Here is a 22,205-nt window from a genome sequence, read left to right on the forward strand (position 1 = left end):
GTCAGAACGGCACCCCGCACACGACATAAGGAATGATCGTGAGAGTGAGCGATACGGATACCGTCAAGCAACCGCCGCTACTACCCGCGGCCCCGCCCGCGGCAACCCCACCGCCCACGGCCGCGACTGCCACGCGTTTGCCAGCGGACCGGTACCTCAACCGGGAACTCAGCTGGCTCGATTTCAATGCCCGGGTGCTGGCGCTCGCGGAGGACACCTCGCAGCCCCTGTTGGAGCGCGCGAAATTCCTCGCCATTTTCGCGTCGAATCTCGACGAGTTCTATATGGTCCGCGTCGCCGGTCTGAAACGCCGTGCGGAGACCGGCCTGTCGGTGCGCTCCGCCGACGGGCTCTCCCCCACCGAGCAGTTGGAGATGATCGCGGCCCGCACCCAGGATCTGGCGGCCCGCCATGCCCGGGTCTTCCTGGATCAGGTGCTGCCCGCGCTCACCGCCGAGAACATCGCCATCACCCGCTGGGCCGATCTCGACGACGGCGAGAAGCAGCGCCTGTCCGGGTATTTCCAGGATCAGGTCTTCCCGGTGCTGACCCCACTGGCCGTGGATCCCGCGCACCCGTTCCCGTACATCAGCGGCCTGAGCCTGAATCTTGCTGTGACGGTGAAGGATTCGGTCACCGGCGGTGAGCATTTCGCCCGCGTCAAGGTGCCTGACAATGTGGACCGCTTTGTGCGCGTTCGCCGTTCGCCGCGCGAATCCGGCGCCCCGCACACCCTGGCCCCGTTCCTGCCCATGGAAGAACTGATCGCCGCGCATCTGGAGCAGCTCTTCCCGGGAATGGAAGTGGTGGAACATCATTCGTTCCGCATCACCCGTAACGCCGACCTCGAGGTCGAGGAGGATCGCGACGAGGACCTGCTGCAGGCCCTGGAGCGCGAACTCGCCCGCCGTCGCTTCGGCTCGCCGGTGCGGCTCGAGGTCTCGGACGATATGACCGAGCACATGCTGGAGCTGCTGCTGCGCGAACTGGATGTGGATCCCGGCGATGTCATCCAGGTACCGGGCCTGCTCGATCTGTCCTGCCTGTGGCAGGTGTACGGCGTGGACCGGCCCAACCTCAAGGACGCCCCGTACGTACCCGCCACCCCGCCCGCCTTCGGTGAACGGGAAACGCCCCGAAACGTTTTCGCGGCGCTGCGCGAGGGCGATGTGCTGGTGCACCACCCGTACGACTCCTTCTCCACCAGCGTGCAGCGCTTCATCGAACAGGCCGCCGCCGATCCGCAGGTGCTGGCGATCAAACAGACGCTGTACCGCACCTCCGGCGACTCCCCCATCGTGAACGCGCTCATCGACGCCGCCGAGGCCGGTAAACAGGTCGTCGCGCTGGTCGAGATCAAGGCCCGCTTCGACGAACAGGCCAACATCAAATGGGCTCGCGCACTGGAGCAGGCGGGCGTGCACGTGGTCTACGGCCTGGTCGGCCTCAAGACGCACTGCAAGACCTGCCTGGTGGTGCGGCGCGAGGGCGCGACCATCCGCCGCTACTGCCATATCGGCACCGGCAACTACAACCCCAAGACCGCGCGCCTGTACGAGGATGTCGGATTGCTCACTGCCGCACCGGAGATCGGCGCGGACCTCACCGACCTGTTCAACTCGCTCACCGGATACTCCCGGAAAGCGAGCTACCGCAATCTGCTCGTCGCCCCCAGCGGGGTGCGACAGGGCATCGTGGAGCGCATCGAGCGCGAGGTGGAGCTGGCCGCGCAGGGCGAACCGGCGCGAATCCGCTTGAAGGCCAACGCTCTGGTCGACGAGCAGATCATCGACGCGCTGTACCGGGCCTCCCAGGCGGGCGTACCGGTTCAGGTGGTGGTCCGCGGTATCTGCGGGCTGCGCCCGGGTGTCCCCGGAATGAGCGAGAACATCGAGGTGCGCTCGATTCTCGGCCGCTACCTGGAGCATTCGCGCATCCTGCACTTCGCGGCCCAGAATCAATACTGGATCGGCAGCGCCGACATGATGCACCGCAATCTGGACCGGCGCGTGGAAGTGCTGGCACAGGTGAAGGATCCGAAACTGGCGCAGCAGCTGGGCGAGGTCTTCGACTCCGCCCTCTACCCCACCACCCGCTGCTGGGTGCTGCGGCCGGACGGCAGCTGGGTGGCCCAGCCCGATCCGGATGTCGCCGGTGAAGAGATCCGCGACCATCAGGAACACCTCATGCGACTGCGACGTCCGGATCGCCCATGACACCATCGAATTCCCCCGCCGCCGATTTCCCGGACCCCAGGGTCTCCGCGAACATTCCGGCCGCGGGGGCGGTGCTGTGGCGTTACGCGGCCGATGGGGCGGTGGAGATCGCCCTGGTACACCGACTCAAGTACGACGACTGGTCCCTGCCCAAGGGAAAACTGGATCCCGGTGAGACCCCGGTGGTCGCCGCGGTGCGAGAAGTGGCCGAGGAGACCGGAATCCGCTCCCGGCTCGGCCGCTACCTCGGGCACGTCACCTACCCGGTGACCGGGCATCGCAAGATCAAGCGCGTGGACTATTGGGCCGCACAGATTCTCGGTGGCGAGTTCGAATCCAACGCGGAAGTCGATGTGCTCCAGTGGCATCGAGTGGACGGGCTCATGGACGCGCTGTCGTACCCCATGGATCGCCATATCGTGCGCAATTTCCTTCGGCTGCCGCCGGATACGGCCACCATGCTGCTGGTGCGGCATGCCAAGGCGGGTCGGCGGGAGCGATTCTCGGGCCCGGACGATGAACGCCCGCTCGAAAAGGCCGGGCGCGCACAGGCTGCCGGACTGGTGCCGAATCTGATCGGCTTCGGCGCCACCGAAATTCATTCCGCCCCACCGCTGCGCTGTGTCCAAACCGTGACCCCGCTCGCCGAAAACCTCGGCGTGGACATCGAACTGGAGCCGCAGTTCTCCGAGGCCGGTTATGCCGCCACCCCGGACGCCGCCCGGAAACGCATTCGTGATCTTGTTTCCGATCATGCCGTTCCGGTGATCTGCAGTCAGGGCAAGGTGATTCCGAATCTGCTGGCGTGGTGGGCGGAGAAGGACGGTGTCACGCTGCCGGCCGCACGCAATCGCAAGGGCAGTGTCTGGGTGCTCTCGGTGCACCGGGGCCGACTGGTCGCGGCCGACCATCTGGATCGGGCATTGAACCCGACCGACATTCCGCGCTAGGGGATTTCGAGCCGCCGGGAGATTTGCCACTAGAGATTTGCGGCAATTACCCGGCGGCCGAACCATTTCCGGCCTCTGACGGGCCGAATGCACAAGAACAACTATCCCGAACGTGCGAAACGGCCCGGCGATGCCGGGCCGTCTCACATGTTGTGTTGCTCCGAAAACCCGTCTGTGACGGGCGGTTCGGTCCGTCAGCGACGGGCGGTGCGCTTCGCCGCGGTCTTCTTGGCCGGAGCCTTCTTGGCCGGAGCCTTCTTGGCGGTGGCCTTCTTGACCGCGGTGGCCTTGACGGCTGCCTTCTTGGCCGGAGCCTTCTTGGCGGCCTTGGCCGGAGCCTTCTTGGCGGCAGCCTTGGTGACTGCCTTCTTGACGGCAGCCTTCTTGGCGGGAGCCTTGGTGGCAGCCTTCTTGGCCGTGGTCTTGGCCGGTGCCTTGGTGGCGGCCTTCTTGGCGGTCTTCTTGGCAGCGGCCTTCTTCGCGCCGGCCGGCTTGCCCGACACCGGAGCAGCCACACCACGTTTCACGGCCGGGCCGCTCGCGGTGATCTTCTGCTTACCGGCGATGATCGCCTTGAACTGCGCACCCGGACGGAAGGCAGGCACCGAAGTCGGCTTCACCTTGACGGTTTCACCGGTACGCGGGTTCCGAGCAACGCGCGCTGCGCGCTTACGCTGTTCGAAGACACCGAATCCCGTGATGGTGACGCTCTGACCTTTGTTCACAGCACGCACGATCGTATCTACCATCTGCTCGACTGCAGCAGTAGCGGTGCGCCTGTCAGTACCCAACTTCTCGGTCAGAACATCGATCAGTTCCGCCTTGTTCATTGAATCCTCCGCAGACTAATGGCCCGTCGTCGGACCGACTAGGTACCACGGTAAACCTTCTTTGAGCAAGAGTCTATCTGCCACACCCATTTTGATGAGAGATGGCTTACGACCAGCTACCTCGTTTGGGGGCGTTCAGCTAACGCCCCCAAACGATTACGTCTGCGAAATACGGGCCGGAATGGTGGTGGGTTTCCAAGTCGGCCTTGCGTTTTCGAACTGGCTGATCTGGTCACTGTGCCGCAGAGTGAGCCCGATGTCGTCCAGACCTTCCAGCAGACGCCACCGTGTGTAGTCGTCAATATCGAACGGCAACACGACCGTTCCGGCCGTCACGGTGCGCGCCTCGAGGTCCGTCACCAATTCCAAACCGGGCTGTTCCTCGAGCAACTTCCAGAGCAATTCCACATCGCTCTGCGCCATCCGAGCCGTCAGCAGCCCGTCCTTACCGGCGTTTCCGCGGAAGATGTCGGCGAAGCGGGACGAGATCACCACCCGGAACCCGTAGTCTTTCAGCGCCCAAACCGCATGCTCGCGTGAGGAACCGGTACCGAAATCCGGACCGGCGACCAGCACACTGCCGCGGTTGTAGGGCTCGGCGTTCAGAATGAAGTTCGGATCCGTTCGCCACGCCGCGAAGAGCCCATCCTCGAAACCCGTTCGGGTAACGCGCTTCAGATAGACGGCGGGGATGATCTGGTCGGTGTCGACGTTGGATCGGCGGAACGGAACGCCGATCCCCTTGTGGACCTTGAAGGCTTCCATCGTGTTTCTCCTGATGTCTGTGAGGGCAGCGGATTACGGGCCTGGAGAGCCGAAATCAGTTGAGATCCGCCGGTGAGGACAGGGTTCCGCGCACCGCGGTCGCCGCCGCGACCAGCGGTGAGACCAGGTGCGTGCGACCGCCCTTGCCCTGTCGCCCTTCGAAGTTCCGGTTCGAGGTGGAGGCGCAGCGCTGACCGGGCGAAAGCTGATCCGGATTCATTCCCAGGCACATCGAGCAGCCCGCCTGCCGCCATTCCGCGCCCGCCGCGGTGAATATCTCGCCCAGCCCTTCGTTTTCCGCCTGCAGCCGCACCCGCATGGAGCCGGGAACGATCAACATGCGCACGCTCTCGGCGACCTTGCGGCCCTTCAGAACGTCTGCGACCGCACGCAAATCCTCGATCCGGCCATTGGTGCAGGAGCCGACGAAAACAGTGTCGACGGTGACATCACGCAGTGGCGTACCCGGCTTCAGGTCCATGTACTGCAGGGCCTTTTCGGCCGCCTGACGCTCGTTCTCGTCGACGATCTGCTCCGGATCGGGGATCGAGTCCCCCAGCGGCAGACCCTGTCCCGGGTTGGTACCCCAGGTCACGAAGGGGGTGAGCGCGGCGGCGTCGATATGCACCTCGGCGTCGAAAGTCGCGCCCTCATCGGTGGTCAGCGCGTCCCAGGAGGCAACGGCGGCATCCCAATCCGCGCCCTCGGGGGCGTGCGGACGGCCCTTCAGGAACTCGTAGGTGGTCTGGTCGGGGCCGACCATGCCCGCCCGCGCACCGGCCTCGATCGACATGTTGCACATGGTCATCCGGGCTTCCATGGACATCGAGCGCACGGCCTCGCCGCGGTACTCCAGCACATAGCCCTGACCGCCGCCGGTGCCGATCTGCGCGATCACCGCCAGGATGACGTCCTTGGAGGTGACGCCGTCGGGCAGCGTGCCGTCGATATTGATGGCCATGGTCTTGAACGGGCGCAGCGACAAAGTCTGCGTCGCCAGAACGTGTTCCACTTCGCTGGTGCCGATACCCATTGCGAGCGCGCCGAACGCGCCGTGCGTGGAGGTGTGCGAATCACCGCAGACGACGGTGGTGCCCGGCTGGGTCAGACCCAACTGCGGACCGACGACGTGCACGATGCCCTGATCGAGATCGCCCATGGGGTGCAGGCGAACACCGAACTCCTCACAGTTCTTGCGCAGGGTGTCGACCTGCAGGCGCGAGATCGGATCGGCGATCGGCTTGTCGATATCGATCGTCGGGACATTGTGGTCCTCGGTCGCGATGGTGAGATCCGGGCGGCGCACCGGACGACCCGCGGCGCGCAGACCGTCGAAGGCCTGCGGGCTGGTGACCTCGTGCACCAGGTGCAGATCGATGTAGATGAGGTCGGGTTCGCGGTTCGCGCCTTCACCTTCGCCGCGAACGACGACGTGCTGCTCCCAGACCTTCTCCGCCAGAGTGCGTGGCCGATCGGCCATAGCTCCATCACCTCTCGATAGGACATACCCGCGCCCGGGCTGGTGACGCGGGGATCGCGACGCGCGGGGCGGTAGTGCCCTGGTGCCGGGAAGCCGGTTTGCAATTCCCAACATGCGAGACGCTAATATCGTTCTATGAGACAGCATAGCGGTATCGGTGTTCTGGACAAAGCCATGGCGGTCCTGCACGCCGTAGCCGAGCAACCCTGCGGCCTCAATGAGTTGTGCACCCGCACCGGCCTGCCCCGCGCCACCGCGCATCGGCTGGCCGTGGGCCTGGAGACGCATCGCATGCTGGCCCGCGACAGCCAGGGCCTGTGGCGCCCCGGACCCGCGCTCTCGGAGCTGGCTACCACCGCGAGCGATCCACTGCTGGATGCCGCCGCGACCATTCTTCCGCGCCTGCGCGAGATCACCGGGGAGAGCGTGCAGCTCTACCGCCGGGACGGGAACGCGCGCGTCTGCGTGGCCTCGATGGAGCCCGCGTCCGGATTGCGGGACACCGTTCCGGTCGGGGCGCGCATGCCGATGACCGCCGGGTCCGCGGCGAAAGTGCTGCTGGCCTGGTCGGATCTGGAATTGCAGCGAACCGTGCTGCCGGAGGCGGTCTTCGGCGAGCGCGCACTGGCCGAGGTGCGTCGGCGCGGTTGGGCGCAGAGCGCGGCCGAGCGCGCGGCGGGGGTGGCCAGCGTTTCGGCACCGGTGCGCGATGCGGCGGGGGCGGTGATCGCGGCCGTCTCGGTCTCCGGACCGATCGATCGAATGGGGCGGCGGCCGGGTGCGCGCTGGGCCGCTGATCTCGTAGCGGCGGCGGACGCCTTGCACAAACGGCTCTGACGGGCCCGCACAGCCATTTTCATGCCCCCGCCGGGAATCCGGTGGGGGCATCGGCGTTTTCGGGCCACACAAGCCCATCCGGCCCCACGCGTACCGACCGGTCGCGAACCTCGCCACCGGCGGCATCGCGCACACGCCTGCGGCCCAGCGGTATTCACGCCGGATACCCAGGCGTTCACGCAGTCGCGTCTCAGCGTTCGCGCACTTCACAGCCGGTGTGATCCGGCTCATACGGCGTAAATTACAGTCGGCTGATGGGAGTTAATCAACGCGCTCAGATCACGATGTCCGAGCAGGAGATCGCGGACTTCATGCGGCGCAGCCGAATCGCCAACCTGGCCACCCTCGGCGCCACGGGCAACCCGCACCTGACCGCCATGTGGTACGCGCTGATCAACGGCGAAATCTGGTTCGAGACCAAGGCCAAATCGCAGAAGGCCGTGAATCTGCGCCGCGATCCGCGGGTGACCGTCCTGCTCGAGGCCGGCGATACCTACGACCAGTTGCGCGGAGTCTCCATCGAGGGCCGCGCGGAGATCGTGGAGGACGCGGACGCGCTGTTCCAGGTCGGAATCAGTGTGTGGGAGCGGTACACCGGGCCCTACAGCGAAGAGATGAAGCCATTCGTCGAGCAGATGCTGAACAAGCGCATCGCGATTCGCATCGTGCCCGAGCGGGTGCGCAGCTGGGATCACCGCAAACTGGGATTGCCCGCCATGCCGTTGGGCGGCAGCACGCTGGCCGAACAGGATTGAGCAGTACAGATAGGCGGTAACCACCCGCGAAAAGCAAAGGCCCCCAGCCGATTGGCTGAGGGCCTCACCTTTGTAGTCCCGACGGGATTTGAACCCGCGCTACCGCCTTGAGAGGGCGGCGTCCTAGGCCGCTAGACGACGGGACCAGGATTGCTGTCGACTGCTCGATGGCCGGACCATCGAATCTCCAGCATTTCGAAAGCCTCGAAAAGCTCTCGGAGCTGGGGTACCAGGACTCGAACCTAGAATGGCTGAACCAGAATCAGCTGTGTTGCCAATTACACCATACCCCATTGACCTGGGCTTTCAGGTTGCTCCCAGTGGGAACTCCCTGACCGCTTCCGGCCGAGAAGAAGATTAGCAGGAGTAGCCGGGTTATATACAAATCGGCTGGTCAGAGGCCGGTTTTCGAACTGTTCGAGCGTTGTTCACCGGCGCTCTGCCAACTTCTCGCGGGGTTTACGCGGGGAGCGCGGCCCGCAGCCGGTCCAGCGATACCTCGCGGCCCAGCAGCTCCATCGACTCGTACAGCGGCGGGCTGATGTGCGATCCGGTCAGCGCGACGCGCACGGGCGTGAACGCCTTACGCGGTTTGAGCCCCAACTCGTCGATGAGCGCGGTCTTGAGCGCCTCCTCGAGTGCGGCCGCCGACCATTCCGAAACGCCTTCCACGGCGGTGATGGTCGCGCGCAATACCGGCAGTGCGTCCGGGCCGAGATTCTTTTCCTTCGCCGCCGGATCGATCGAGAAATCTTCGGCGGGCACGAACAAGAACTTCAAGAGATCCCATGAATCACCCAGAACCACGATGCGGGTCTGCACCAAATCTGCGGCTGTGGCGAAGAGCTTCTCATCGATCTCGGCGCCGATATGACCGTGTTCGGTGAGGTACTCACGGAGTCGGTGAGCGAAATCACCCGACTCCAGCAACCGAATATGTTCGGCGTTCAGAGCGTCGGCCTTCTTCTGGTCGAAACGGGCCGGATTCGAATTAACTTTCGATATATCGAACGCCGCCACCATCTCCGCCATGGAGAAGACGTCATGATCATCGGCGATGCTCCAGCCGAGCAGCGCCAGATAATTCAGCAAACCCTCGGGAATGAAGCCCCGATCGCGATGATGGAAGAGATTCGACTCCGGATCCCGCTTGGACAGCTTCTTGTTCCCCTGCCCCATCACGAACGGCAGATGGCCGAACTCCGGGGTGCGCTCGGCGACGCCGATACGAATCATCGACTCATAGAGCGCGAGCTGACGCGGAGTGGAAGACAAAAGATCCTCGCCGCGCAATACGTGGGTGATCTTCATCATCGCGTCGTCGACGGGATTGACCAGCGTATAGAGCGGATCGCCATTACCGCGGGTGAGTGCGAAGTCCGGGACCACACCGGCGCGGAAGGTGGTCTCACCGCGCACCAGGTCGTTCCAGGTGAGGTCGTGGTCGGGCATGCGCAGCCGGATCACCGCGGGCCGGCCCTCGGCCTTGTAGGCGGCGATCTGCTCCGCCGTCAGGTCGCGGTCGAAGTTGTCGTAGCCCAGTTTGGGATCGCGTCCGGCGGCCTTGTGGCGGGCCTCGACTTCCTCTGGGGTGGAGAAGGATTCGTAGGCCTCCCCCGCCGCCAATAGCCGCCGCACCACATCGAGATGAATGTCACGGCGCTGCGACTGCCGGTACGGACCGTAGGGTCCGCCGACCTCGGGGCCCTCGTCCCAGGTGAGGCCGAGCCAGCGCAGGGCGTCCAGGATCGCCCGGTAGGACTCCTCGGAATCCCGTGCGGCATCGGTGTCTTCGATGCGGAAGACGAATTTCCCGCCGGTGTGGCGGGCGTAGGCCCAGTTGAAAAGCGCGGTCCGGACCAGGCCGACATGCGGTGTGCCGGTAGGGGACGGGCAGAATCGGACCCGAACGTCTGTCATAGCTCTCTCTCGATCAGCGTTTGGCGGCAACGGGATTGGTGAGGGTGCCGATACCTTCGACGGTCACCGACACGCTCTGACCGGCCTGCATCGGACCGACACCCGCGGGGGTGCCGGTGAGGATGACATCACCGGGGAGCAGCGTCATCACGGTGGTCACCCACTCGATCATCTTCGGAATATCGTGCAGCAGAAGTGAAGTGCGGCTGCTCTGCTTCTGTTCGCCGTCGAGCTCGGTGGAGATCGCCAGATCCGAAGGGTCCAGCGAGGTCTCGATCCACGGGCCGAGCGGGCAGAAGGTGTCATAACCCTTGGCGCGGGTCCACTGACCGTCGTGCCGCTGCTGATCGCGGGCGGTGACGTCATTGGCGACGGTGTAACCCAGGATCACCTGGTACGCCTGGGCGGCGGGCACGTCCTTGCAGGGGCGGCCGATGACGATCGCCAGCTCGCCCTCGTAATCCACCTGAGAGGAGCTGGGCGGCAACATAATCGGCACGTTCGGGCCGATGATGGAGGTATTCGGCTTCATGAAGATGACCGGGTCGGCCGGTGCCGGACCGCCCATTTCGGCGGCGTGGTCGGCGTAGTTCTTACCGATGCAGATCACCTTGCTGGCCAGAATCGGCGCGAGCAGGCGCACATCCGCGAGCGGCCAGCTGCGGCCGGTGAACGTCGGGGTGCCGAACGGGTGTTCGGCGATTTCGCGGGCGACGGCGTCGCCACCGTCACCTTCGATGCTTACGAAAGCGACCCCATCTGGGCTGGCAACTCGACCTAGGCGCATGTTTCGCATCCTATCGACCGGCTTCCACCTGCCCTAATGCACCCGACAACGCGACGCGGGCATGATCGCGCGGTGCGATCGGCAGTCGCGTGGACCCCCTTGCGACGGGGTGCGGCATGCCTGCCCGCATCGGGTCGCCGGAAATGTGGAATGCCCTTGTACGCAAGACAACTCGATGTGCCGTCGATCCTACGCGGAGCACGGTTTCCGGTGTGAGCAAATCGACAGCTTGCCTCCGAAATAGCCGATAGCGCCGGGTGTACCGTAAGGTCCGATGTTCATACAGTAAGACATGAGTTCCACATAGTGAGATAGAGGTGCGGCCATGGCCACCGTGACACGAATCGGATCAGCCCAACGGTGGAGCATGCTGGCCCTCGGCGTCTTCGCGCAGAGCTCCAGCGCGGTCTTCGTGCACGGCACCCCTTTCCTGCTGCCCGCCCTGACCGACCGCGGATTATCGCTGGCCACGGCCGGTCTGCTGGTCTCCATGCCCACCATCGGACTGGTCTGCACGCTGATCGCGTGGGGCTACGTCGTGGACCGGATCGGTGAGCGCAAGGTGTTGGTGGCCGGTCCCGCGCTGATGTTGATCGCGGGCGTCGCCGCGGCGACGGTCACCAACTATGTGGCGCTGGGTGTGCTGCTGCTACTGGGCGGTATGGGAGCGGCGAGCACCAATGGCGCGAGCGGACGGGTCATCGTGGGCTGGTTCCCGCCCGATAAACGCGGTCTGGCCATGGGAATTCGGCAAACCGCCCAGCCGCTGGGCGTCGGCGTCGGCGCGCTGAGCATTCCGGCCATCGCTGCGGCACATGGCTTCTCGACCGCCATCCTGGTGCCCGCGCTGATGGCGGGCGCGGCCGCGATCGCCTGCCTGTTCGGCATCGTCGATCCGCCCCGGCCCCAATCCAACGGGGCCGCAGGGCGTCCCGCGAATCCGTATCGCGGTGACTCCACCCTGTGGCGCATTCACGCGGTATCGGTGCTGCTGTGCATCCCCCAGGGGACGCTGTGGACCTTCGCACTGCTGTGGCTGCACCGCGATGTGGGCTGGTCACTGGCGGCGGCGGGCGTACTGGTGACGATCACCCAAATCCTGGGCGCGGGAGGGCGAATCGGCGCGGGCGTCTGGTCCGATCGGGTGGCGAGCCGGTTGGGCCCGCTGCGCACGGTGGCCGTCGCGGCGGCAATCTCCATGGCCGCCTTGGCCTTCGCGGCCTGGGCGCAGTGGTGGTGGGCGGCGATTCCACTGCTGATCGCGGCCTCGGTCATCACTGTCACCGACAATGGCCTGGCCTTCACCGCGGTCGCGGAGATCGCGGGTCCGTACTGGTCCGGGCGCGGTCTGGGGATTCAGAACACCGGGCAGAATCTGGCCATGGCGGCGGTGGCTCCCGGGTTCGGAGCGTTGATCACGGCGGCGGGTTTTCCGATCACCTACGCGCTGGCGGCGGTGGTCGCGGCGGCCGCAGTCCCGTTGGTGCCCAGGGCTTCCCGATGATCTCACGGTGGCCGCGCTGATCTCCGGCAAATCCGGAAGAGCTGCGCCCGTTACGTTTTCGCATCCGAATGCATGAATGCGATATGTCTCACTGTCCCATTGGGTTTCGATTTCGACCCAGTTGAAATGCCGCGAAACGGATCCTACTCGGCGGTAATCACCTGTGCGACTCAGGGATTCGAACAGTGAACGGCCCCGCACCCGAGTACCGGGGCGGGGCCGTAATCGTTAGTTCGTCGAATCAGACGGCGGCGGCGATCCGATCGCCGACCTCGACCGTGGAGGCCGGGGCGGTGCGCGATGCCAGATCCTTGGCCACGGCGGACTCGATGCGAGCGGCGGCCTCGGCATTGCCGAGGTGGTTCAGCAGCAGCGATACCGACAGGATCGCGGCGGTCGGATCGGCCTTGGACTGGCCCGCGATATCGGGGGCGCTACCGTGCACCGGCTCGAACATGGACGGATTCGTACCCGAGGCATCGATATTGCCCGAGGCGGCCAGGCCGATACCACCGGAGACGGCGGCGGCCAGATCGGTGATGATGTCGCCGAACAGGTTGTCGGTGACGATCACATCGAAGCGGCCCGGATCGGTGACCATATGAATGGTGGCGGCATCGATGTGCTGGTAAGCGGTCTGAACATCCGGGTACTCCGCCGCGATCTCCTCGACCGTGCGGGTCCACAGCGAACCGGCGAAGGCCAGCACATTGTTCTTGTGCACCAGGGTCAGATGCTTACGCCGGGTGCGCGCCTTCTCGAAGGCGTAGCGGACCACGCGCTCGACACCGAAGCGGGTGTTGGTGGAGACCTCGGTCGCCACCTCGTGCGGGGTATTCACGCGGATCGCGCCGCCGGTGCCGGTGTACGGACCCTCGGTGCCCTCGCGCACGACCACGAAATCGATCTCCGGACTACCGGCGAGCGGGCTGGTGACACCCGCGTACAGCCGCGACGGCCGCAGATTCACATGGTGATCGAGCTCGAAGCGAGTGCGCAGCAGCAGACCGCGCTCGAGCACACCGCTCTGCACCGACGGATCACCGATCGCGCCCAGCAGGATGGCGTCGTGCTGCTTCAGCTCCGGAATCACATTGTCCGGCAGGATCTCACCGGTGGCATGGAACCGCTTCGCGCCGAGGTCGTATTCGGTCTTCTCCACACCGGGGACCACCACATCGAGCACCTTGAGGGCTTCGGCAATGACCTCGGGACCGATTCCGTCGCCCGGGATGACAGCGAGTTTCATGAAAACAATGCTCCGATCGGATGTGTGCGCCCGTGAACAACGGCCACCCTAGCGCGTGCCCCCACGACCCCTGTCACCAGGGCGAACCGCTCCCACACACTGGGATGAGCCGGATTCGGTAGCGTCGGGGCATGTTCGCGAACTACCGACTCGAGCGCAAGCTGGATCGCCTCGAACGCAAGCTCGACCTGATCATCCGGCATCTCGGAATCGCTGATCCGAGCACTGCCTTCGACTACAGCGCGGTGGACGAATTCCTGAGCCGCGGCAAGAAGATTCACGCGATCAAGGCATACCGCGAACTCGACCCGCTGGCCGATCTGAAGGAGGCCAAGGACGCGGTCGAGGCTCGAGAACGAGCACGCTGACCCCCGGATACGCGCCGAGCCTCTTCCATTTCCGGAAGAGGCTCGGCGGCAACTATTTCGAGGCGGTCAGGCCCGTCGAACTCAATCCAGGTTGACCTGGGCGACCTTGGCGGCGCCGACGGCCTCGGCGATGGCGGCCTGGACGTCCGCGGGGACCTCCTTGTTGACCCGCAGCACGACGGTCGCGCCCTCCTGGTCGAGGTCCTGGGTCAGCTGGGCGGCCAGGATGTCGATACCGGCTTCACCGAGCTTGGTGGCGAGGCGGCCGAGCTGACCCGGCTTGTCCTCGTACGCCAGCACGGCCAGGTTCAGGCCCTCGGCGCGCATGTCGTAGTTGCGGCCATTGATATTGACGATCTTCTGGACCTGGTGCGGCTCGGTCAGGGTGCCGGCCACATTCAGGGTGCTGCCATCGCCGAATACGGCGCGCAGATCGACCAGGCTGCGGTGGGTGGGGCTCTCCGACACGGTGGTGACGGTGGCCTCGAGACCGCGATCCTTGGCCAGCGACGGGGCGTTGACGAAGGTCACCGAATCCTCGATGAGGGCGGAGAAGACGCCGCGCAGAGCCGAGAGCTCCAGCACCGCAACATCATTCGCGCTCAGCTCACCGCGGACCTGAACCTCCAGGCTGACCGGGAGCTCGGAGGAGAGCGCGCCCAGCAGCGCGCCCTGCTTGCGGACGATCTCCAGCCACGGGGCGACCTCTTCGGAGACCGAACCGCCGGTGACGTTCACCGCGCCGGGGACGAACTCGCCCGCGAGCGCCAGCTTGACCGACTTGGCGACATCGGTGCCCGCGCGATCCTGGGCCTCGGCGGTGGAGGCGCCCAGGTGCGGGGTCACGACGACCTGCGGCAGCTCGAAAAGCGGGCTGTCCGTGCAGGGTTCGGTCTCGAACACGTCGAGACCGGCGGCGCGCACATGACCGGACTTGATGGCATCGGCCAGGGCCTGCTCATCGATCAGACCGCCACGGGCGGCGTTGACGATGATGACGCCCTTCTTGGTCTTGGCCAGGGTCTCGGCGTTCAGCATGCCCTTGGTCTCGGGGGTCTTGGGCAGGTGAATGGAGATGAAGTCGGCGGCCGCGAGCACCTCGTCGAGGGACATGAGCTCGATGCCGAGCTGGGCGGCGCGGGCCGGGGAGGTGTAGGGGTCGTACGCGACGATCTTGGTCTCGAAGGCGGCGAGGCGCTGCGCGAACAGCTGGCCGATACGGCCCAGGCCGATGACGCCGACGGTCTTGCCCAGGATCTCGACACCGTTGAACTTGCTGCGCTGCCAGGTGCGCTCACGCAGCGTGGCATCGGCGGCCGGAATCTGGCGCGCGGCCGAAAGCAGCAGCGTCACAGCGTGTTCGGCGGCGGTGTGGATATTCGAGGTCGGCGCGTTGACGACCATGACACCGCGCTCGGTGGCGGCCGGCACATCGACATTGTCGAGGCCGACGCCCGCGCGGGCGACGATCTTCAGGTTCTTACCGGCCTCGAGCACCTCGGCGTCGACGGTGGTCGCGGAACGGACCAGCAGTGCGTCGGCCTCGGGCACGGCGGCGAGCAGCTCGGGCCGGTTGGGGCCGTCGACCCAGCGAACCTCGACGGCGTCACCGAGTGCGTCGACGGTCGACTGGGCGAGCTTGTCGGCGATCAGAACTACAGGACGGCCTGCTTGGCTCACTGTGGGGTACTCCTGCGGGAAGGGATCCGGGATTTACGGGCGCTAGCTTAGTGGGCCGGATTTGATCTCGGCTTACCGCCCGGTAGACGGCTGCCATCACACCGGTGACATGGGGCTTTTCCCAGCCACCGGGACTGTCGTGGTCAATTGTCCAGTTTTGCCCGCGCGAGCGGGCGCGAGGCACTAGGTTGCGCGGCATGTCTCGAAGGTTGCCTCGCATGTCTTGCGCATCGCCCCGCACGAGTCGCGTACTCGCCGCCGCCGCACTCGCCACCCTGCCGCTCGCCGCCGCCGTCCCCGCCGCCGCCGCACCGACCGTGAACAAGGTCGTGGTCATCGGTATCGACGGCACGCTGTACAGCGAGGTGGTGGCCGCCAACGCGCCGAACCTCGGGCTGCTGGCCGCACAGGGCACGCTCGCACGCACCTCGATCGCACCGCACACCACCATGTCCTGTGTGTCGTGGGCGACCGCGCTGACCGGGGTATGGGATACCAAGCATGGCATCAAGGACAACGACTCCACCTGTAACCCAGCGGCTTTCGTGCCGTACCCGACCGTATTCACCCAGTTGGAGCAGGCGCGGCCGAACCTGACCACCGAATCACTGGGCACCTGGGACAAGATCGGGATGATCGCGCGCACCGGAAATCCGCACGCGGACAAGGTATCGGTGACGCAGATCGATCCGACCGGCTCGGGAGTCTGTGAGACGACGGCGGATTCGAACGCGGCGGCGCAGGTGGTCTCGGCGGTCACCGACGACGGCGCGGATCTGGTGTTCACGCATCTGGATCAGGTTGATATCACCGGGCATACGCTGCGCGGGATCTGGCCGCAGGCGTATCGCGACGCGATTCAACGGGTCGACACCCTGGTCGGGAGGATCACCAAGGCGGTCGACGCACGCCAGGCGGCGCACAGCAACGAACGCTGGACGATCCTGGTCACCACCGACCACGGACATAAGCCCGAAGGCGGACACGGCGGCCAGAGCGCCTATGAGACAGCCAGTTTCGTGATCGCGCGCGGTCCGGACTTCGCGGCCGGTGCGCAGCACAACGGCTACACCCTCGCCGACATCACCCCGACGGTGCTGGATCTGCTGGGCGTTCCCGCCCCGACCAACCTCGACGGTCGCTCGATGCGCGACGGCGGATCGGGCAATCCCGCCGCGCCGGTACCGAATACACCCGCGATCGACTCCGCGGTCACCGGTTCGTCCTCCGGCTCGGCCGAGGCGCTGATGGTGAACAACCCGCTCTGCATTCTGGGCACCGGATCGGGTAGCGGTTCGGCCAGCGGCTCCTTCGGCAAATAGCCTCCAGCGCGGCCTATTTCGATACGACCGAGCCGGTCTCGGACGTTCCGAGACCGGCTCGATCGAGCTCAGGCGGCTTCAGGCGGCGTTGCCCTCCACCGAGACCATGATCTCGACCACCGCGCCGTAGGCGGTGGTCCAGGTGGCGGCCAGCTCCGGTGTCCACTGCTCACCACACGAGCGAAAATACCATTTGACAGGCTAATTATCGACGATCAGACCGCGATGGGACGCGGGCCGCATTCGATACCGACGGGGTATTGCACGCTATCTCGCTTCTATAAATACGACGAAAGGCCGACCTCAGGGCTGCGAAACCCGAGGTCGGCCTTTTCGGCTTGTGTGGCGCTATTTAGCGGCCGAAGGAGCCGGTCCACAGGGTGCTCAGGATGCCGTGCAGCGCGGCGGAGCCGGTGTCGAGCAGGCCGTTGAGAGCAGCGGAACCGGTGTCGATGATAACGGGGATCATTTTATACCTCTCGGTGAATCTCGATTGAACTAACGACAGCCAGCATATCGGCGGTCATTTCATGCTCGTTACCGGGCATTAGCGTTATGTGATGGGGGTCACCGATTCCGAAATGTGTGACCCGAGTCATATTCTCATCAAATTCTCAGCTATAACGGTCAAATCACGCCCCTATTTCCTTGGGCATTGACTGTACGAAATCCCGTGGACCAGCGCTGCTTCCGGCGCTAGCGTCACCGCCCATGACACTGCGCTCTATCCCCTCCTCGATGGACCCGGCGGTGGTCGCCACCATCGACGGCGAACTGGCCCGAATCGGCCGTGAGCAGGGCGTCACCGTGCCCCTCGCGATCGAAAGCGGCAGTCGCGCCTGGGGTTTCCCGTCACCGGACTCGGACTACGACTGCCGGTTCGTCTACCTGCGCCCGCTGGACGACTATCTGACGCCGTGGCCGGTGCGCGATGTCATCGAGACGCCACTGGTGGGCCTGCTCGATGTCAGCGGCTGGGATCTGGTGAAGGCTCTGCGGCTACTGGTGCACGGGAACGCGGTGCTCATCGAATGGGTGATGTCGCCGATCATCTACACCGCGGATGCGCAATTCCGCACCGAACTGCGGGAACTCGCGGAACAGGTGGCTGATCGCGATCGGGTGGCCCGGCACTACCTGCACCTGGGTACTCGGCAGTGGCGGCTTTTCGATACCAATAGGTCGCTGAAGAAAGTGTTCTATTCACTGCGACCGGCAATGGCACTGCGCTGGTTGCATGAGCATCCGGATAAAGCGGTGGCGCCGATGCATTTACCGACTCTGCTCGAGGAATGCGAGCTGCCCGTGGCCTTCGTCGAATCGGTCGCTGAGCTCACCGAATTGAAGTCGCGCACCCGGGAAATGGGCAGTGGCGAGGTGCCCGCGCCGATCGCCGCGTTCATCGCGGACGAGTTCGAGCGGGCCGCGGTGGAATTCACCGGCGACGAACCGGCATCCCGCGAGCGAGGGCGGGTGCTGGCGACCGAGTTCTTCAGAAGCCGGCTGCGATGACGCGCACGATCACGGCCTCCGGCCCCGGCTTGGTCCGGCGCACCTCGAACTCGACCCGCTGACCCTCGACCAACGAACGGAAGCCCGCACCCTGAACGGCGGTGTACTCCACGAACACATCCGGACCGCCGCCGTCGGGGCCGATGAAACCGAAGCCCTTCTCGCTGTCGAACCATTTCACAGTGCCGTGCAGCATTACCGAACCTTCTCGAACGCCGGGATACCTGGGGCTGCGTCCCCACGCGCGCCGCGGTCCATGGTTGCACGCGGCCGGTCACGGTGCGCACGCGCCCGCGACCGGTGCCCGGCATGTCCGAAAACGAGACCGGCTCGCCCGAGGCGAATGCGCTCACGCCATTGTGAGCGCGCTCCGGACGAGCCGGTCCGCAGGGCCCTATCCCGCGCGCGCGGTGCCCTCTTCCTCCTCGTTGCCGCGCATGGAGTAGACGCGGTCGAGGAAGTCACGGTGCGCGCGCAGCGTGGCGTCGAGCAATTCGCGCCAGGTGCGGCGGTCCACCCGCTGATCGCTCATCAGCGAGGAGAGCGAGGCGGGGCCCAGTCGGTCGATGTGATCGACGATGAAAGTCAGTCTGCGGCGCGGGAACTGGGCGCCGATACGCGGATTCTCATCGAGAAAACGATCGAGTTCGTAGAGATAGTTGACGGCGCGGTTGTACTCCTCGTCGGTGAGGTGATAGTCCATCCGCTTGATCTCCACGATCCACAGCTCGCCCGAATCGTGCAGCAGCACGAAATCGGGTTCGCGCTTGGGGCTGCCGATGGCGGTGGTGAGCAGGGTGGTGCCGAATTTGTGTGTGTACCAACGCTCGAAGCTGGCCCGGACGCGTTTGAGCGATTCGTTCATACCCAGCGGCGTCCACTCCGGTGCGAGCAGCCAGGGCGCGCTTTCGATGAGCTCCTGCAGCGGGCGTTCGAGGGAACGGCGGTCGTCGATGAGCGCGCGCAGCCGATCCACCACGGCCACGCGTTCGCTGGCGATCTGCCCGAGCGAGTAGATCTCGGCGACCCGGGCCCGTTCGAACAGTGCCACAACGACATCCATCTCGGGTTCGGCGTCCTCGGCTATCTCCTTGAGGGTTTCGAGCAGGCTGCGCTGCGGGCCGAGCGAGAGGGCCAGGCGGACCATATTCGCGATATGCGCGGGATCATCCAGGGAGGCTCGATCCTTGTGCGCCACCAGGATTCGCGCGGCGTCGATGACCGAGTCGCGGAACAACCGGTCCCCCGGCGCGATCGCCTCCAGGGTTTCACGGAGCCGGGAACGCTCCACGAACTCCTCCCAGACCCGGCGGCGAATGGATTTCTCGCCGATCCGGCCGATCTCCTTGATCAGCGCCTGCCCCCACTGGGCCAGCGCCTCACCGCGCGGGGAGTTCCACATGATGTCCTGGCGGTCGGAGCGGACCAGGTCCTCCTCATCGTCGAGCCAGTCCACATGCACCGCGCCGACCAGATACGAGCGCAGTTTGAACTCGCCGGTGAATCCGGCGGGAATGCCGAAATCCCTTGTCTGGGCGACGATCTTGCCGCGCGCGTAGATACGCACGCCCGCCATGGCGTCATCGCGGTACGGCTGTTTCGAGTACGCGATCCAACCGCTCACCGGCAGGAATTTATGCCCGAAGCGCACCGGCACCCGGCTCACATCGATGCGGGTGTCCTCCATGACATCGATGGGCAGATCGCTGAGGGTGAAGCTCTCCTGGCCGATGCAATTGCACACCCGCACCCGCCAGTCCGAGCGCTCGATACCGAAGCGCGAGGCCAGCTGGCGGCTGAGCTCGGTACCGCTGTTCACCCGCTTGCGGAAGAAGTCCCGCAGGATGACGGTGGTGCCGCGCTCGGCCGCGTAGGTGCCGTCCAGCGGACCCGGCTGCGGGTAATAGTCGCGTTCGGTGTCCGAGAGCATATCGCCGAGATCCATCACGATATGCGATACCGGCCAACCCGATTCGTGTTCATCCCCGGGGTGACTGCCCGCCGTGATGACCTCGATGGTGCGGCAGATGCCGAACGCGGCGAGCTTGCCGATTCCCTTGCGCCCCATGACCGGTCGCCCGCGCTCCCGGGACAGATCGGTGCCGGTGCGGATGCGCCGATCGGATCCGACCATCAGGTAGTGCCGGTTGATCTCCTCGGTGGTCATACCATGTCCGTTGTCGGACACCACGATTCGATATGCGGGCTCATCGGCGGAGCGCACCGTCCCGGCGAGGGTCACGCCCCACGGTAGTGAGACCTGGACCTCGGTGGCGTCGGCATCGTAGGAGTTCGCGATGAGTTCGGCGAGTACGGCCGAAACCCGGTCGTAGAGGCGGATTCCGAGCTTGTCTATGGCCAGGCGGCTGATCCGCATCGTGTACTTGTGGTCGTCGCATCCCTGCGTGGCCGCATGCACGTCGTTGTACATGGTGGGCCCCCAATTGCCCTCTCGATAGCCTTCGTTCAGCTATCCCTGATATCGATGCAACGCGAACTGGTTAACAAAGGGCTGAACATTCACCTACCAGTTCGTCACGGTCGTGTTCCGAGATTCACCGGCGGGTAGCCCAGTGCAACGGCAAGGTCTCGGTTACCGATTACCGGCCCGAATCCTGTTCCAGGGCGGCCTGGTACGCGGCCGCGAGGCGTTCGGTGGCGCGGGGTCCGGAGCGCTTGGGCAGCGGTGTGCCGAGGTGCGCCTCGCGGAGTTCGTCCATGAAATCCGCCCAGAGTTCCGGGCCGCCCTCCTCGAGCAGTTCGGCACGCACGCGCAGGGTGTGCGTGGTCGGGCGGTGCCGCAGACCCCACGCGCCGAGGTGCGCCATGATCGGCACGAGTTGGATGGCGGGTTCGGTGAGCCGGTACTCCGCCTTCTGCCCCGGGCGCGCGTCATCGCGGCTGAGCAGTCCGGCGGCGGTGAGCCGCTTGAGACGATCGGACAGGATATTCGAGGCGATCCCCTCCTCGGAGTTGTTCAACAGCTCCCGGAAGTGCCTGCGATTGCCGAACATGATGTCGCGCAGCACGAGCAGGCTCCACCTGTCACCGATGACCTCGATGGTCGCGTTGATCGGGCATCCCGAGCGAGCGTCCACGCCTGCCTCCCAAACTTTTCCACCAAACCGATTGCAGTTCGCAACTGGTTGCTTCTATGATACTGACTGATTGCAAATCACAACCAGTTAAAGAGGTGCGTTATGCCGAAACTTCGAGTCCACAACCTGTCGATCTCCCTGGACGGTTACATCGCCGGACCGGATCAGGGGCCGGACAATCCCCTGGGCGTCGGCGGAATGGACCTGCACAAGTGGGTCTTCGACACCGACTTCGGACGTGCGATGTCCGGCGAAGCGCCGACCGGAGCGGGCGGGCTCGACCAGCAGTACGCCCTCGCCGGTGAGGTGAACATCGGCGCAACCATCATGGGGCGCAATATGTTCGGACCTGTGCGCGACGAATGGCCGGACCATTCCTGGACCGGCTGGTGGGGCCCTAACCCGCCCTACCACCACGACACCTTCGTCCTGACCCACCACCCGCGCCCCGCGCTGGAGATGGAGGGCGGCACCGTCTTCCACTTCGTGGACGACACCCCCGAGGCGGTCCTGAAGCGAGCCTTCGAAGCCGCGGGCGGACAGGATGTGCGCCTCGGCGGCGGCGCGTCCGCGGTCCGGCAGTTCATGCGCGCGGGATTGGTCGACGAACTCCACTTGGCGCAGGTCCCGATCCTGCTGGGCGCGGGCGAGAAGATCTACGACGATCCGGCGACATTCGCGGGGTATGAATGCACCCGGCTCGAGTCATCGGACAGGGTGACCCACCTGACGTTCACGCGCCAGGGCGGTGAGCGCCGCCCGCGTCGTCGCACCGACCGCGTCGCGGTCGCGTCGGGACCAGATAAGGATGCGGCCGCCCGTGGGCGCCGACATTCCGGATATCGCATTGCCCGCGCACACTGACAGCGACAGCCGATCCGGGCAGAATGCTGACCAGGCAGGGCCGACGGCTCCGCGGGCGAGAGGAATAC

General features: G+C 65.4%; 19 protein-coding genes and 2 tRNA genes. 9 read left to right on the forward strand and 12 right to left on the reverse strand.

What is annotated here, in order from left to right:
- Positions 1 to 32: 32 nt before the first annotated feature.
- Positions 33 to 2,216 carry an RNA degradosome polyphosphate kinase gene (locus tag OHB26_RS01285; RefSeq protein WP_330182400.1) on the forward strand — a complete coding sequence of 728 codons (2,184 nt, stop codon included), beginning with the start codon at positions 33 to 35 and terminating at the stop codon, positions 2,214 to 2,216.
- Positions 2,213 to 3,166 carry an NUDIX hydrolase gene (locus tag OHB26_RS01290; RefSeq protein ID WP_330182401.1) on the forward strand — a complete coding sequence of 318 codons (954 nt, stop codon included), beginning with the start codon at positions 2,213 to 2,215 and terminating at the stop codon, positions 3,164 to 3,166. The genes OHB26_RS01285 and OHB26_RS01290 overlap by 4 nt, the downstream gene beginning before the upstream one ends.
- Before the next feature lie 194 nt (positions 3,167 to 3,360).
- Here the strand turns inward: OHB26_RS01290 and OHB26_RS01295 are convergent, their stop codons facing one another.
- From OHB26_RS01295 to leuC, 3 genes are all read right to left on the reverse strand, one after another.
- Entirely contained in the window at positions 3,361 to 3,996 is a 636-nt protein-coding gene (locus OHB26_RS01295) for an HU family DNA-binding protein (protein ID WP_330182402.1), read from the reverse strand.
- Between the two features lie 156 nt (positions 3,997 to 4,152).
- Positions 4,153 to 4,761 carry a 3-isopropylmalate dehydratase small subunit gene (leuD, locus tag OHB26_RS01300; RefSeq protein WP_067571623.1) on the reverse strand — a complete coding sequence of 203 codons (609 nt, stop codon included), beginning with the start codon at positions 4,759 to 4,761 and terminating at the stop codon, positions 4,153 to 4,155.
- 55 nt (positions 4,762 to 4,816) lie between these two features.
- Positions 4,817 to 6,241, reverse strand: a complete 1,425-nt coding sequence (gene leuC, locus OHB26_RS01305; RefSeq protein ID WP_330182403.1) for a 3-isopropylmalate dehydratase large subunit — start codon at positions 6,239 to 6,241, stop codon at positions 4,817 to 4,819.
- A gap of 135 nt (positions 6,242 to 6,376) precedes the next feature.
- Between leuC and OHB26_RS01310 the strand changes: the two genes are divergently transcribed.
- Complete coding sequence (locus OHB26_RS01310) at positions 6,377 to 7,078, forward strand: IclR family transcriptional regulator (RefSeq protein WP_330182404.1); 702 nt, start codon at positions 6,377 to 6,379, stop codon at positions 7,076 to 7,078.
- A 254-nt stretch (positions 7,079 to 7,332) separates the two neighbouring features.
- The gene (locus tag OHB26_RS01315; RefSeq protein WP_330182405.1) at positions 7,333 to 7,833 is read left to right on the forward strand and encodes a PPOX class F420-dependent oxidoreductase; all 501 of its coding nucleotides are present in this window, start codon (positions 7,333 to 7,335) and stop codon (positions 7,831 to 7,833) included.
- 73 nt (positions 7,834 to 7,906) lie between these two features.
- Here OHB26_RS01315 and OHB26_RS01320 read toward each other — a convergent pair.
- From OHB26_RS01320 to OHB26_RS01335, 4 genes are all read right to left on the reverse strand, one after another.
- A tRNA-Glu gene (locus OHB26_RS01320) sits at positions 7,907 to 7,979 on the reverse strand.
- A 75-nt stretch (positions 7,980 to 8,054) separates the two neighbouring features.
- Positions 8,055 to 8,126 (reverse strand) — tRNA-Gln (locus OHB26_RS01325).
- A 166-nt stretch (positions 8,127 to 8,292) separates the two neighbouring features.
- Complete coding sequence (gene gltX, locus OHB26_RS01330) at positions 8,293 to 9,753, reverse strand: glutamate--tRNA ligase (RefSeq protein WP_330182406.1); 1,461 nt, start codon at positions 9,751 to 9,753, stop codon at positions 8,293 to 8,295.
- Positions 9,754 to 9,766: 13 nt separating this feature from the next.
- A complete protein-coding gene (locus OHB26_RS01335) occupies positions 9,767 to 10,540 on the reverse strand; it encodes a fumarylacetoacetate hydrolase family protein (RefSeq protein WP_330182407.1) in 774 nt (257 codons plus the stop codon).
- Positions 10,541 to 10,865: 325 nt separating this feature from the next.
- Between OHB26_RS01335 and OHB26_RS01340 the strand changes: the two genes are divergently transcribed.
- Positions 10,866 to 12,044: an MFS transporter gene (locus tag OHB26_RS01340; RefSeq protein ID WP_330182408.1), complete on the forward strand. Its 1,179-nt coding sequence runs from the start codon at positions 10,866 to 10,868 to the stop codon at positions 12,042 to 12,044.
- A 241-nt stretch (positions 12,045 to 12,285) separates the two neighbouring features.
- Here the strand turns inward: OHB26_RS01340 and OHB26_RS01345 are convergent, their stop codons facing one another.
- A complete protein-coding gene (locus tag OHB26_RS01345) occupies positions 12,286 to 13,293 on the reverse strand; it encodes a 3-isopropylmalate dehydrogenase (RefSeq protein WP_330182409.1) in 1,008 nt (335 codons plus the stop codon).
- A 131-nt stretch (positions 13,294 to 13,424) separates the two neighbouring features.
- Between OHB26_RS01345 and OHB26_RS01350 the strand changes: the two genes are divergently transcribed.
- Positions 13,425 to 13,661, forward strand: a complete 237-nt coding sequence (locus tag OHB26_RS01350) for a hypothetical protein (protein ID WP_330182410.1) — start codon at positions 13,425 to 13,427, stop codon at positions 13,659 to 13,661.
- An 81-nt stretch (positions 13,662 to 13,742) separates the two neighbouring features.
- Here the strand turns inward: OHB26_RS01350 and serA are convergent, their stop codons facing one another.
- The gene (gene serA, locus OHB26_RS01355; protein WP_330182411.1) at positions 13,743 to 15,341 is read right to left on the reverse strand and encodes a phosphoglycerate dehydrogenase; all 1,599 of its coding nucleotides are present in this window, start codon (positions 15,339 to 15,341) and stop codon (positions 13,743 to 13,745) included.
- 218 nt (positions 15,342 to 15,559) lie between these two features.
- Between serA and OHB26_RS01360 the strand changes: the two genes are divergently transcribed.
- Positions 15,560 to 16,663 carry an alkaline phosphatase family protein gene (locus OHB26_RS01360; protein ID WP_330182412.1) on the forward strand — a complete coding sequence of 368 codons (1,104 nt, stop codon included), beginning with the start codon at positions 15,560 to 15,562 and terminating at the stop codon, positions 16,661 to 16,663.
- A gap of 711 nt (positions 16,664 to 17,374) precedes the next feature.
- Positions 17,375 to 18,175, forward strand: a complete 801-nt coding sequence (locus OHB26_RS01365) for a nucleotidyltransferase domain-containing protein (protein WP_330182413.1) — start codon at positions 17,375 to 17,377, stop codon at positions 18,173 to 18,175.
- On the opposite strand, the gene OHB26_RS01370 is transcribed toward OHB26_RS01365, so the two are convergent.
- The 3 genes from OHB26_RS01370 to OHB26_RS01380 all read right to left on the reverse strand — a co-directional run bounded on the left by OHB26_RS01370 (position 18,156) and on the right by OHB26_RS01380 (position 21,273).
- The gene (locus OHB26_RS01370; RefSeq protein WP_330182414.1) at positions 18,156 to 18,371 is read right to left on the reverse strand and encodes a cold-shock protein; all 216 of its coding nucleotides are present in this window, start codon (positions 18,369 to 18,371) and stop codon (positions 18,156 to 18,158) included. The genes OHB26_RS01365 and OHB26_RS01370 overlap by 20 nt on opposite strands.
- A gap of 198 nt (positions 18,372 to 18,569) precedes the next feature.
- Positions 18,570 to 20,606 (reverse strand): ATP-binding protein, encoded by a 2,037-nt coding sequence (locus OHB26_RS01375; protein ID WP_330182415.1) that lies wholly within the window; start codon positions 20,604 to 20,606, stop codon positions 18,570 to 18,572.
- A 169-nt stretch (positions 20,607 to 20,775) separates the two neighbouring features.
- A complete protein-coding gene (locus tag OHB26_RS01380) occupies positions 20,776 to 21,273 on the reverse strand; it encodes a winged helix-turn-helix transcriptional regulator (RefSeq protein WP_330182416.1) in 498 nt (165 codons plus the stop codon).
- A 102-nt stretch (positions 21,274 to 21,375) separates the two neighbouring features.
- Here OHB26_RS01380 and OHB26_RS01385 point away from each other — a divergent pair, with 102 nt between their 5' ends.
- On the forward strand, positions 21,376 to 22,137 hold the full coding sequence (locus OHB26_RS01385; protein ID WP_330182417.1) for a dihydrofolate reductase family protein: 762 nt from the start codon (positions 21,376 to 21,378) through the stop codon (positions 22,135 to 22,137).
- Positions 22,138 to 22,205: the final 68 nt, after the last annotated feature.

The organism is Nocardia sp. NBC_01503 (assembly GCF_036327755.1).
GTDB lineage: Bacteria > Actinomycetota > Actinomycetes > Mycobacteriales > Mycobacteriaceae > Nocardia.